This window comes from Pantoea sp. X-Soil-YNGN-844, assembly GCF_059730595.1.
Map to the genome: position 1 here is coordinate 1,810,758 of NZ_AP036007.1, position 12,756 is coordinate 1,823,513.

Consider the following 12,756-nt stretch of genomic DNA (forward strand, 5'->3'; position numbering starts at 1 on the left):
GAATAAGAATGTTAAGCATTAAAGATTTGCAGGTCAGTGTTGAAGATAAAGCCATTCTGCGTGGCCTGAATCTCGAAATTAAACCGGGCGAAGTGCATGCCATCATGGGGCCGAACGGCTCCGGTAAAAGTACGCTGTCAGCGACGCTGGCAGGCCGTGAAGATTATGAAGTGACCGGCGGTTCAGTCAGCTTCAAAGGTAAAGATCTGCTGGAACTGGCCCCTGAAGAGCGTGCCGGTGAAGGCATCTTTATGGCCTTCCAGTATCCGGTAGAGATTCCGGGCGTCAGCAACCAGTTCTTCCTGCAAACCTCGGTCAACGCGGTGCGTAAATATCGTCAGCAGGACGAGCTGGATCGCTTTGATTTCCAGGACTTCATTGAAGAGAAAATTCATCTGCTGAAGATGCCGGAAGATCTGCTGACCCGTTCCGTTAACGTTGGCTTCTCCGGTGGTGAGAAGAAGCGTAACGACATTCTGCAGATGGCGGCGCTTGAACCTGAGCTTTGCATCCTGGATGAAACTGACTCCGGTCTGGATATCGATGCGCTGAAAATCGTCGCGAATGGCGTTAACAGCCTGCGTGATGAGAAGCGTGCCTTTATCATCGTGACCCACTACCAGCGTATTCTGGATTACATCAAGCCAGACTTCGTTCATGTTCTGTATCAGGGCAAAATCGTGAAATCTGGCGACTTCTCGCTGGTGAAACAGCTGGAGGAGCAAGGTTATGGCTGGCTTACCGACGAAGAGTGATTCTGCGCTGCAACAGTGGCATCACCTGTTTGAATCGCGCGGCGACGTGCGTTCTCTGCAGGCACAGCAGCACTGGCAGCAACTGATGCGTGTTGGTCTGCCAACCCGCAAGCATGAAAACTGGAAGTACACGCCGCTGGACACGCTGCTGTCCCAGCAGTTTGTGCTGCCCGATGCGCCGCAGACCCTGAGCGCTGAACAGGTTGATGCACTGGCGCTGCCGCTGGATGCAATCCGCCTGGTGTATGTCGATGGTCAGTTCCAGCCCGTCTTCAGCAGCCGCGACGTCGAACTGTTTGAGATTCAGCACAGCGTGGCCGCCGAGCGCCGTCCTCTGCCCGCTCCGGTTCAGCCCGAAGTCTTCCTGCATCTGACTGAGAGCCTGGCAGAAGAGGTGACGACCCTGCGTCTGGCACGCGGTAAAGCCGCTGCCCGTCCGGTCTATCTGCTGCATATCACCAGCGGTCAGCAGACGGGCATGAACACCGTTCATTACCGCCATCACCTGCAGCTGGAAGAGAGTGCCGAAGCGGAAGTCATTGAGCACTACGTCTCTCTGGATGAGCGCGCCCATTTCACCGGCACGCGCTTTACCTTTGCGATCGGTGACAATGCGAAACTGACTCACACCAAGCTCGCCTTTGAAAGCAGCGCCAGCTACCACTTTGCGCATAACGATTTGGTAATTGGCAACGATGGCCAGGTCAGCAGCACCAGCTTCCTGCTGGGTGCGGGCCTGTCGCGTCACAACACCAGTACTCAGCTGAATGGCGAAAATACCACGCTGGCAATTAACAGCCTGGTACTGCCGGTGAAACAGGAAGTGGCGGATACCCGTACTTACCTGGAGCACAACAAAGGCCACTGTGTCAGCCGCCAGATGCATAAAACCATCGTGCGTGACAAAGGGCGTGCGGTGTTTAACGGTCACATCAAAGTGGCACAGCATGCGCTGAAGACCGACGGGCAGATGACCAATAACAACCTGTTACTGGGCAAGCTTTCTGAAGTCGACACCAAACCGCAGCTCGAAATTTACGCGGATGACGTTAAATGCAGCCACGGTGCTACCATTGGTCGCATCGACGATGAGCAGATGTTCTATCTGCGTTCTCGCGGTATTGAGCAGGATGCGGCGCAGACCATGATTATTCATGCGTTTGCAGCTGAACTCACCGAGACACTTGAAAATGAAGTGATGCGTCAGGCCGTACTGCAGCGTATCGCACAACGTTTTCCCGGAGGCGACGTATGATGAACTTCGATCTCGAACGCATCAGGGCTGATTTTCCTATCCTGAAGCGTGAGGTCAACGGTCATCCGCTGGCCTATCTAGACAGTGCAGCCAGCGCACAGCGTCCCCTGTCGGTGATTAACGCCGAGAGTCATTTCTATCAGCACGGCTATGCGGCCGTGCATCGTGGTATCCATACGCTGAGCCAGCAGGCGACCAGCGATATGGAGAACGTGCGCGATCAGGCTGCCCGTTTCATTAATGCCGGATCACAGGAAGAGATTGTCTTCGTTAAAGGCACCACCGAAGGCATCAACCTGGTGGCGAATACCTGGGGCAGCAGTAACCTCAGGTCTGGCGACAACCTGATCATCACGGAGATGGAGCATCACGCCAATATCGTGCCGTGGCAGATGCTGGCGCAGCGTACCGGGGCAGAAGTGCGTGTGCTGCCCTTAAATGACAACGGTGAACTGGCGCTGGAGCAACTGGCGGGGCTGATCGACAGTCGCACGCGTTTGCTGGCCGTGACGCATGTGTCGAACGTACTCGGCACCGTTAACCCGGTTAAAGCCATTGTTGCCGAGGCAAAAGCCGCTGGCGTGATTACGCTGGTGGATGGCGCGCAGGCCGTGATGCATGACAAAGTGGATGTGCAGGATATCGGCTGCGACTTCTACGTCTTCTCCAGCCATAAACTTTACGGTCCGAATGGCGTCGGTATTCTCTATGGGCGCAAAGCGCTGCTGGATGAGATGCCACCGTGGGAAGGCGGCGGTTCGATGATCGGTCAGGTCATGCTGCCCACCGGCACCACCTGGAATAGTGCGCCGTGGCGTTTTGAAGCAGGCACACCGAACACCGGTGGCATTATCGGCTTTGGCGCGGCGATGGCCTATGTGCAGGCGCTGGGACTTGATACCATTCATCAGCGCGAGACGGCACTGATGAACTATGCGCTCGATAAGCTGGGCACGGTTCCGGATATTCAGATCTACGGCCCGCAGTCACGTGCCGGTGTTATTGCCTTCAACCTGGGCAAACATCATGCCTTTGATGTCGGCAGTTTCCTGGATCAATACGGTATTGCCATCCGCACCGGACATCACTGTGCGATGCCGCTGATGCAGCACTACAATGTCCCGGCGATGTGCCGTGCCTCTTTCACCTTCTATAACAGTGAAGAGGAAGTGGATCGTCTGGCTGCCGGTTTGACGCGTATTCATCGTCTGTTGGGCGGCTGAACAGTTTTAACGGAGTCACTGATGGCGAATTTGCCTGAAAAAGAGAAACTGGTTCGCAACTTCAACCGTTGCGCTAACTGGGAAGAGAAGTACCTCTACATTATCGAACTGGGTTCAAAGCTTCCGGAATCTTCTGAAACATTACACCAGCCGGAAAACGCGATTTCCGGTTGTCAGAGTCAGGTATGGATCAGAATGACCCCGCAGACAGATGGCACCATCGCATTTGAAGGTGACAGCGATGCCGCTATCGTTAAAGGTCTGATTGCTATTGTATTTAGTCTCTATCAGAACCTGCCACCCGCCGAAATTCTGGCGCTGGATGTGCGCCACTGGTTTGGCGAACTGGCCCTGGTGCAGCACCTGACGCCTACCCGGTCGCAGGGGCTGGAGGCGATGATTCGGTCTATTCGCCATACCGCTCAGAACCTCAGCTAAGTTACACTCGACAGACGCCATCCGGCGTCTGTTTTTTTATCTGACGAGAAAATTGCATGAAACCTGCTTTACGTTTAGCCGGTGCATTGCTGCTGACCTGCTTTGGGCTCTCTGCACCCGCATTCGCCACCGAATACCCGCTGCCACCGCCTGACAGTCGCCTGATTGGCGAAAACGTTCTGACTCAGGTTCCTGATGATAAACAACCGCTGGAAGCCATTGCAGCCCGCTACCAGGTCGGGCTGCTGGGCATGCTGGAGGCGAATCCCGATACCGATCCCTGGTTGCCCAAAGCGGGTACCCAGCTGACGGTGCCGCTGCAGATGATCCTGCCTGATACGCCGCGCGAAGGGATTGTGGTGAATCTGGCCGAATTGCGTCTCTACTACTATCCCAAAGGGGAAGATAAGGTCATCGTCTATCCCATCGGCATTGGTCAGCTGGGGGCGGCAACGCCAGTCATGGTGACGCAGATCGGCCAGAAAATCCCGAATCCCACCTGGACACCCACCCCGAATATCCGCAAGCGTTACGCCAAAGAGGGCATTACATTACCTGGCGTGGTACCCGCTGGACCAGATAACCCGATGGGGCAGTTTGCCATGCGTCTGGCGCGTGGCACCGGCCAGTATCTGATCCACGGCACCAATGCGAAGTTTGGCATCGGCATGCGGGTCAGTTCAGGCTGCATCCGTCTGCGTTCTGAGGATATTGAAGCGCTGTTTAACGCTGCGCCAAAAGGCACGCGGGTTCAGATCATCAATCAGCCGGTGAAGTACGCGGTGGAGCCGGATGGAAAACGCTACGTGGAAGTGCATCAGCCGCTGTCCCGTAATGATAAAGACGATCCGCAGACTATGCCTATTGCGATCGGCAGTGACCTGAATAAATTTATGAAGAGTGAGAAGAGCGATAGCGCGCTGATTAAAGCCAGCTTAACGCGACGCTCAGGCATGCCTGTACTGGTCAGCAGTGGTGAGCCGGTACAGAGTGATACCGTGCCGCCTGCGGGGCCGGAGAGTGCCTCTGTGGACGCGAATAGCCCGGATGGGCTGGCCGAAGGTAAAGCTGCGCAGCCCTGAACGGATGAGTCCCTGAAAGGGCACTGAATTCCGGGCAAAAAAAATGGCGCCTTAAAGGCGCCATTTTTAAACCAGAACTCTTACTTACGGTAAGAGTGAGCCTGGTTGTCCAGACGCTGGTTAGCGCGAGCTGCGTCATCTTTAGCAGCCTGAACGTCTGAACGCACTGCGTTCACGTCGTTGCTCAGCTGGTCAACTTTAGCGTTCAGAGTCTGAACGTCTGAAGACAGCTGGTCGATTTTAGCGTTGCTTGAGCAACCAGCCAGCAGAGTTGAAGCCAGAACTACCGCGCCCAGTACCAGTTTAGTACGATTCATTATTTATACCCTCTAGATTGAGTTAATCTCCATGTAGCGTTACAAGTATTACACAAAGCTTTTTAAGTTGAGAATAAATTTTTGATGAGAAGATGCTTAAATTTGATCGTTCGCTCAAAGAAGCAGCGAATCCCAGAATATGATAAAAAAATTTAGCGAAAACAGAGAGATTTAATCGGATTAACCTTAATATTAAGAGTATTTGAATAGTTATTTTCGATTGGAATTTTCCGTGATTTGGTTTAAGCAGAAATAAAAAAAGCGCCTCGTTAAGGCGCTTTAAAATAATGGCAAAAAAGAGTTTTACAGTACGTGTACAGAGGCGGTGTTGGTAGTTCCGCTTGGTACTAATGCACCTGATACCAGCACCACAACATCCCCTTTCTGACCATAACCACTTTCCAGCGCCGCTTCTTTACCCAGACGATAGAAATCATCGGTTGAGGCGATTTCAGTGACCAGACGCGTCTCAATCCCTTTGCTCAGGATCAGCTGACGTGCGGTGGTCTGATTGGTCGTCAGTGCCAGAATGGTGGCGTTCGGGAAATATTTACGCACGGCTTTAGCAGACTTACCGCCTTCGGTCGCGACCACAATCAGTGGTGCTTCCAGCTTCTCAGCTGTCTCTACCGCACCACGGCAGACTGCTTCAGTGATACGCAATTTGCGGGTATCGTTCTGGCTGTCGATGCGTGACTTCATGACGCGGTCGGTACGCTCACAGATGGTCGCCATGATGGTGACCGACTCCAGCGGATAACGACCCTTAGCGCTCTCACCAGACAGCATGACGGCATCGGTACCGTCGAGGATGGCGTTCGCCACGTCACCGGCTTCTGCGCGGGTAGGGCGCGGGTTCTTGATCATTGAATCAAGCATCTGCGTCGCGGTGATAACCACTTTGCGTGCTTTATTACATTTTTTGATCATCATCTTCTGCGCGAAGATCACTTCTTCAACCGGGATCTCAACACCCAGGTCACCACGCGCAACCATGATGCCGTCTGATGCTTCGAGGATTTCGTCGAAGTTATTCAGGCCTTCCTGGTTTTCGATTTTAGAGATGATCTGGATATGCTCGCCGCCGTGCTGTTTCAGGTGCTCACGAATTTCCAGCACGTCTGAACGCTTGCGGATGAACGAGGCGGCGACAAAGTCTACGCCCTGCTCACAACCAAAAATCAGGTCGCGCTTGTCTTTTTCAGCCAGTGCAGGCAGCTGGATGGAGACGCCCGGCAGGTTAACGCCTTTGTTCTCACCCAGGTCGCCATTGTTCAGGACCTTGCACACGACGGTATTTTCAGTGACTTCGGTCACTTCCATGCCAATCAGGCCATCATCGACCAGCACGGTGTTACCAATTTTCAGGTCGGCTGTGAAACCCGGATAGGTTACCGCAACGCGCTCACTGTTGCCGATCACACTCTGGTCGGTGGTGAAGGTAAAGGTCTGGCCAGCTTTCAGCGCCGCATCGTTGCCGCCTTCCAGCTTCATGGTGCGGATTTCAGGGCCTTTGGTGTCCAGCAGGATAGCCGCCTGACGGCCGGTTTTTTGCATGACGGCACGCATATTAGTAATGCGTTGACCATGCTCAGCATAGTCGCCGTGAGAGAAGTTAAGACGCATAACATTCATGCCCGCTTCAAGCAGTTGAGTCAGCATCTCTTCGGATTCAGTTTTCGGGCCGATTGTACAAACGATTTTAGTCTTTTTCATGACGGATTTTCTGTAAGTTGTGATGGATGAATAAGGGCGAAATCCGATGGCAGCGCATCGAAATGAAAATTCTGATTGAGACTGAAATGGGCAGTACTGAGTAAGAATAGGTGACGAAGGCCAGGCGTGCAGGGAAGTTGTGCGGTTACGGTTGGTAACCACCACGCTGTTGTTGCGCAAATCATTTGAGTTATCGCAGTAAGCACGTGATCGCTGAAACCTTTCAAGTAAGCAACGCGGGACAGTATAGACGCTAAGTATGCGAAAACCAATCAAAAAGCAGAGGGGGGAGCGATGCAGATCAATAAAAGGGAGAGTTGCGCAAGTTGAAGAAATTCTGAAAGTGGTGCGCTCTAATGGACTCGAACCATCGACCCCCACCATGTCAAGGTGGTGCTCTAACCAACTGAGCTAAGAGCGCATACTGAATATTGGTGCGTCCGAGTGGACTCGAACCACCGACCCCCACCATGTCAAGGTGGTGCTCTAACCAACTGAGCTACGGACGCACTTGGTGCGCTCTAATGGACTCGAACCATCGACCCCCACCATGTCAAGGTGGTGCTCTAACCAACTGAGCTAAGAGCGCAACATGCTGTCAGGGCGACAGCGGGGACGAATATTAACGGCAGTGCAGAAGCCTGGCAAGGGGAAAATAGTTTTTTCGCCATGACTGAGCAGCAACTGTGCTAACCGTCGTTTTTTTCGTCATTGCGGGCCATAAATAGCCCGCTTGTGTGGTTATCGCGCCGCGCGTGCCAGGATGATTTCCGCAGGTGACCGCTGTAAGCGTCTGATGCGCCAGATCATCATGACCGCCGCCGAGGTCAGACCGATAATAAAGCCGCACCAGAAGCCCGCAGGCCCCATCCGGGGCACCAGCCAGTCGGTCAGCGCCAGCAGATACCCGGCGGGCAATCCCAGCAGCCAGTAAGCGATAAAGGTAATAAAGAAAATGGACCTTGTATCTTTATATCCACGCAGAATCCCGCTGCCAATCACCTGTATCGAGTCCGAGAACTGATAAATCGCTGCCAGCAGCATTAGCTGCGCCGCCAGTGTGACCACTTCGGGGTTGTCGTTATAGAGCAGGGCAATCTGATGACGAAACGTCACGGTAAATATCGCGGTCAGCGCTGCCATGCTGATGCCCACACCCTGGGCGGTCCAGGCGGCGACTCTTGCCTGCTCGGTAGAGCCCTGACCCAGACGGTAACCGACGCGGATGGTGGTTGCGACGCCCAGCGACAACGGTAATACGAACATCAGGGAACTGAAGTTCAGCGCGATCTGGTGACCAGCCACGTTCACAATCCCAAGTGGCGACACCAGCAGGGCCACAACGGCAAACAGCGTGACTTCAAAGAACAGCGCCAGTGCTACCGGCAATCCCAGCGTCATGAGACGGCTCAGAATCGGACGCGAAGGCGGCGACCAGCGACTCTCCATCCGGATATCGCGCATGCTGCCCATCCGGCGTACCCAGAAGCGCATGCAGATAAACATCACCCAGTAGACCGATGCCGTTGCCACGCCGCAGCCGACACCACCCAACGCGGGCATGCCGAAGTGGCCGTAGATAAAGACATAGTTCAGCGGGATGTTAAACATCAGGCCCAGAAAGCCCAGTACCATGCCGGGTTTGGTTTTCGACAGCCCCTCGCACTGATTTCGCAGCACCTGAAAGAAGAGATAGCCTGGCGCGCCGAACAGCAGGGCATGCAGATAGCCCTCGGCTTTACGCGCCAGCGCGGGATCGATGTCATGCATCGCCCGGATAAGATAACCGGCGTGCCACAGCAGCACCATAATCAGCAGCGAGACAAAAAAGGCGAGCCAGTAGCCCTGGCGGATCTGTTCGCCGATGCGTTCGCGGCGGCCTGAACCGTTGAGTTGCGCAACGGTGGGCGTCAATGCAAGCAGAAGACCATGACCAAACAGGATGGCCGGAAGCCAGACAGAGGTGCCGACAGCAACGGCGGCCATATCCGTGGCGCTGACTGCGCCGGCCATAATGGTATCCACAAATCCCATTGCGGTTTGGGCCACCTGAGCAAGGATGACCGGAATCGCAAGGGCCAGCAATTGACGCGCTTCTGTTAAATACTTCTGCACGTTAACACCTGACTTATTAAATGAATTAAAAGGGCAGAAAAGCCCGGGGAATAGCGCGAACCAGTGTAACCGGGGTAACAGAATTCGCCAATCTTTGTCACACAATGCGTTTTGAACCCCATTAATGGGGTGAGGTGGGGTGAAATCTATCAGCCGACCGGAGCTGTGATAAACTAGCGTAAACTTCGCAGAGGCAAAGACTATGTTTACCGGTATTGTGCAGGGCACCGCAGAAATCGTGTCCATTGAAGAAAAAGAACTGTTTCGTACCCACACTGTCCGACTGCCGGAAGAGCTCCTGCCGGGGCTGGCGCTGGGCGCATCCGTAGCGCATAACGGATGCTGCCTGACCGTGACGGCAATCGAAGGTGACCGCGTCAGTTTCGATTTAATTAAAGAGACATTGCGCGTGACTAACCTTGGCGATTTACGCCAGGGCGATGTGGTGAATATTGAGCGTGCAGCGAAATTCAGCGACGAAATAGGCGGTCATCTGATGTCAGGTCATATTATGACCACCGCTGAAATCTGCAAAATTATCCAGTCAGAACACAATCGCGAAGTCTGGTTTAAAATCCAGGATCCGATGCAGATGAAATATATTCTGCATAAAGGTTTCGTCGGCATCGACGGCATCAGTCTGACGGTAGGTGATGTGACGAAGACCAAATTCTGTGTCTATCTGATTCCGGAAACGCTGGAGCGCACCACTCTGGGCGCGAAGACCTTTGGCGACCGGGTCAACATTGAGATCGATCCGCACACACAGGCAATCGTAGAGACCGTTGAGCGGGTGTTAGCACAGCGCGATGCGGCGGCGGCGATGAGTATGCTGACCGGCCAGCCTGCCTCCGAGAGTTAATAAAGGGCGTGTAAGCGCCTTTAAGAGTAGCGATAGGATCTGAACTGTTTTGCTGTTTTACCGAGCCATCACAGGGAACAGGGTCAGATCGGAAAGATGCAAAATCCAGTCCATGACACGCTCGGCCCGCGCGATTACGCACCTCATCCCTGAGGTGCGCCCGTTGCCGGACCAACGCTCTGCGTTGTTCAAAAACGCTCCCGGCGTTTTTGTCACAGGCGCGGGACGCTTTCCTCTTCTGACCCAGTTCCCTGCTCGTTAAGCTTATTCGTTGCTGTGAGATTCAATATGATTTGGCATTCGCAGCGTTTGCATGACAGAGCACTACCGCGCCACCCGTAATCCGCCCTCAACACCGCGACTGAACACAATCTGCCACAGCTGAATATCCCGCGCGCGGAAGGCGCCGGCACAGGCATTGAGATAATAGGAGAACATCCGCTTAAAGCGTTCGCCATAGTTATCGGCCAGCTCCGGCCAGGCCTGCATAAAGCGCTCATGCCAGGCCATCAGCGTTTTGTCGTAATCGGCCCCAAAGTTATGCCAGTCTTCCAGAATAAAATGCGGCTCGCTGGCATCCGCCACGTGACGCACTGAAGGCAGGCAGCCGTTGGGGAAGATATATTTGTCGATCCAGGGATCGACGCTCATATCGGTTTTAATCGCGCCAATGGTGTGAAGCAGAAAAATTCCGTCAGGCTTTAAATTACGATCGACCACATCAAAATAGGTGGCGTAATTCTTCGGCCCGACATGCTCGAACATGCCTACTGAAACGATGCGATCAAACTGCTCATTCAGATCGCGATAATCCTGCAACAGAATCGTGACGTCTAATCCGCTACAGCGCTGCTGCGCCAGTTTCTGTTGTTCGGCGGAAATCGTCACGCCATGCACGTTGACGCCATAATGACGTGCGGCAAATTCCGCGAGTCCGCCCCAGCCACAGCCGATATCCAGCAGAGACATTCCGGGCTCCAGCGCTAATTTACGGCAAATCATATCCAGCTTGGCTTCCTGCGCCGTCGCCAGGGTTGTGGCCTCTTTCCAGTAGCCACAGGAATATTGCATATAGGGGTCGAGCATCAGTGAAAAGAGATCGTTACCCAGGTCGTAATGCTCTTTACCGACAATCCAGGCCCGCTTTTTTGACTGCAGATTGGTTAAGCGGGCAGCGGCAATGCGCAGCGTATCTTTAAAGTGATGCGGGAGTTGCTGATCGAGTTTATGTTTCAGCACCTGATGGAAGAAAATATCCAGCCGATCGCACTCCCACCATCCATCCATATAGCTCTCACCGAGCCCAAGCGATCCCTCCTGCAGAACACGCTTAAAAAAGCCGGGATGATTAATATGAATATCCCAGGGGCGTGAACCATTAATTTCAATATCCGCTTTTTCCAGCATTTCGTGGACGATGCGATACCAATGGTTTTCCTCAGGGCTCACTGCTTCTGCATAAGATGAACTCATAGCTTTTCCACCACCTGTCCAATCTGAACCTGAACAAAGAGTAGTCAATTTCGTCAGGCATTGAGAAACGGCACGGATGACTCCGCACACCGGTTGACTGTGTGATACAGAGGACTGGAATAGCCTGCAGCAGGTCGGTCAGGGTAAGAATAACGCGCGCGAATACCGTCCCGGCAACAGGGTGCCAATCAGATTATTACGTTATTATATTGTTGATTTATTACAGATTTGTTGACCCGGATGAGTATATTCTCACGCGGGTCAATATTCAATGACTTATTGTTAGGAGGCTAACGAAAAAGTCAGTGTGTCAGTGATTATCCTGGCAGGCAGGTTGCGCGGAGGCAACAACAGTTTGTGCGCTTGCGGTACGCTGTGTGGCGTAACCCACCAGCGCCAGCAGAATCGTCACCGTCATCATCAGCGTAGTGGTAAACAGTGCATGCGTTAATCCGGCAGAGACTGCCAGGCTTGCAGCGAAGCAGAGTCCTAGCTGTAAGGTGTTCTGCAATGCGGCCGCTTTACCGGTGGCATGCGGGAAGGGCGTCAGTGCACTGGAAACCACTATTGGATAAATCGCGCCGTTAGCCAGCGCCATCCCACAGAACGGCACCATCAGGCTCACCAGCGTGCTGCTGCCAGCAAGCGCAACAGCAAACAGCGCCAGAATGCTCAGGCTGTAGACGGCCAGCAGCCAGGGCAGCAACTGTGCGCCGTTAAAGCGGTTGAGCAGGGTGCGACAGCCGAAGCCGCCAATTAAAAAGGCGAGCGTCTGGGGCACATAACTCAGACCGATATCAGCGGGCGACAGACCCAGATCCGCCAGAATAAAGGGCGATCCGGTCAGCCAGGCAAAGAAGCTGGCGGAGCAGGCGGAGTAGATCAGCACGTTGCCGCTGTAGACTCGTGATTTAAGCAGCGTGAAAAAGCCCGGCTGCGCACCTTTTTCTCCCGCAGCCTTGCGCACGGTGGGCAGACGCAGCGTGGTCAGAATCAACGCCACCGCAATCAGGGTCAGCACCAGGAAAATCGAACGCCAGTGGAAATGGCCGATGAGCCAGGCACCCAGCAACGGTGCCAGCGCCGGCGAGAGCGCAACCAGCGGCATAATCGTGGCAAAGACTTTGTTGGCGCGCGCGGCAGGATAGCGATCCACCACCAGCGCCTGCCAGCTCACGGCCGCAGCACAGACGCCAATCGCCTGCACAAAGCGCAGCGCCAGCATCAGAGTGATATCATTCACCCACAGCATGCCCGCACAGCCGACGCCAAACATGGCCAGTCCGGCCAGCAGCACCGGTTTGCGGCCAATGCGATCGGAAAGCGGTCCCCAGAAGAGCTGACCACAGGCGAAGCCCGCCAGGAAGAGACTCATACTGGCGCTGATCAGGCCCGGCGAGGTATTAAACGTTTGCTGCATCGCACCAAAGGCGGGCAGATACATGTCAGTGGCTAAAAAGCCGAGCATGCTCAGCAGGGCAAGATAGGGCATAAATCCTTTATTCGACAGCATCTCATTC

General features: G+C 54.1%; 11 protein-coding genes and 3 tRNA genes. 6 read left to right on the forward strand and 8 right to left on the reverse strand.

The annotated features are described in order from the left end of the window. The first annotated feature begins 8 nt into the window (after positions 1 to 8). From sufC to AC6I8C_RS08415, 5 genes are read left to right on the forward strand one after another with little or no spacing between them, the layout of a single operon-like run. Positions 9 to 755 (forward strand): Fe-S cluster assembly ATPase SufC, encoded by a 747-nt coding sequence (sufC, locus tag AC6I8C_RS08395; protein ID WP_013357697.1) that lies wholly within the window; start codon positions 9 to 11, stop codon positions 753 to 755. Then, positions 730 to 2,010: a Fe-S cluster assembly protein SufD gene (sufD, locus tag AC6I8C_RS08400; protein WP_497822161.1), complete on the forward strand. Its 1,281-nt coding sequence runs from the start codon at positions 730 to 732 to the stop codon at positions 2,008 to 2,010. The genes sufC and sufD overlap by 26 nt, the downstream gene beginning before the upstream one ends. Beyond that, positions 2,010 to 3,233, forward strand: coding sequence for a cysteine desulfurase SufS (sufS, locus tag AC6I8C_RS08405; RefSeq protein ID WP_497823323.1), 1,224 nt, complete (start codon positions 2,010 to 2,012; stop codon positions 3,231 to 3,233). The genes sufD and sufS overlap by 1 nt, the downstream gene beginning before the upstream one ends. Positions 3,234 to 3,254: 21 nt before the next feature. After that, positions 3,255 to 3,671 carry a cysteine desulfuration protein SufE gene (gene sufE, locus AC6I8C_RS08410; protein WP_150012826.1) on the forward strand — a complete coding sequence of 139 codons (417 nt, stop codon included), beginning with the start codon at positions 3,255 to 3,257 and terminating at the stop codon, positions 3,669 to 3,671. 56 nt (positions 3,672 to 3,727) lie between these two features. After that, on the forward strand, positions 3,728 to 4,753 hold the full coding sequence (locus tag AC6I8C_RS08415; RefSeq protein ID WP_497822162.1) for a L,D-transpeptidase family protein: 1,026 nt from the start codon (positions 3,728 to 3,730) through the stop codon (positions 4,751 to 4,753). An 80-nt stretch (positions 4,754 to 4,833) separates the two neighbouring features. On the opposite strand, the gene AC6I8C_RS08420 is transcribed toward AC6I8C_RS08415, so the two are convergent. The 6 genes from AC6I8C_RS08420 to AC6I8C_RS08445 all read right to left on the reverse strand — a co-directional run bounded on the left by AC6I8C_RS08420 (position 4,834) and on the right by AC6I8C_RS08445 (position 8,901). Further along, positions 4,834 to 5,070: a major outer membrane lipoprotein gene (locus AC6I8C_RS08420; RefSeq protein ID WP_009090492.1), complete on the reverse strand. Its 237-nt coding sequence runs from the start codon at positions 5,068 to 5,070 to the stop codon at positions 4,834 to 4,836. A 303-nt stretch (positions 5,071 to 5,373) separates the two neighbouring features. After that, a complete protein-coding gene (pykF, locus tag AC6I8C_RS08425; RefSeq protein ID WP_033732486.1) occupies positions 5,374 to 6,786 on the reverse strand; it encodes a pyruvate kinase PykF in 1,413 nt (470 codons plus the stop codon). A gap of 344 nt (positions 6,787 to 7,130) precedes the next feature. Then, a tRNA-Val gene (locus AC6I8C_RS08430) sits at positions 7,131 to 7,207 on the reverse strand. A gap of 11 nt (positions 7,208 to 7,218) precedes the next feature. Beyond that, positions 7,219 to 7,295, reverse strand: a tRNA-Val gene (locus tag AC6I8C_RS08435). Positions 7,296 to 7,298: 3 nt separating this feature from the next. Continuing rightward, positions 7,299 to 7,375 (reverse strand) — tRNA-Val (locus tag AC6I8C_RS08440). A gap of 152 nt (positions 7,376 to 7,527) precedes the next feature. Continuing rightward, the gene (locus AC6I8C_RS08445) at positions 7,528 to 8,901 is read right to left on the reverse strand and encodes an MATE family efflux transporter (protein ID WP_150012832.1); all 1,374 of its coding nucleotides are present in this window, start codon (positions 8,899 to 8,901) and stop codon (positions 7,528 to 7,530) included. Between the two features lie 202 nt (positions 8,902 to 9,103). On the opposite strand from AC6I8C_RS08445, the gene AC6I8C_RS08450 reads away from it, so the two are divergent. After that, positions 9,104 to 9,763: a riboflavin synthase subunit alpha gene (locus tag AC6I8C_RS08450; RefSeq protein WP_095707276.1), complete on the forward strand. Its 660-nt coding sequence runs from the start codon at positions 9,104 to 9,106 to the stop codon at positions 9,761 to 9,763. 324 nt (positions 9,764 to 10,087) lie between these two features. On the opposite strand, the gene cfa is transcribed toward AC6I8C_RS08450, so the two are convergent. Next, positions 10,088 to 11,236, reverse strand: a complete 1,149-nt coding sequence (cfa, locus tag AC6I8C_RS08455) for a cyclopropane fatty acyl phospholipid synthase (RefSeq protein ID WP_033732491.1) — start codon at positions 11,234 to 11,236, stop codon at positions 10,088 to 10,090. Between the two features lie 310 nt (positions 11,237 to 11,546). Beyond that, positions 11,547 to 12,749 (reverse strand): purine nucleoside transporter PunC, encoded by a 1,203-nt coding sequence (gene punC / locus AC6I8C_RS08460; RefSeq protein WP_497822163.1) that lies wholly within the window; start codon positions 12,747 to 12,749, stop codon positions 11,547 to 11,549. Positions 12,750 to 12,756 lie beyond the last annotated feature (7 nt).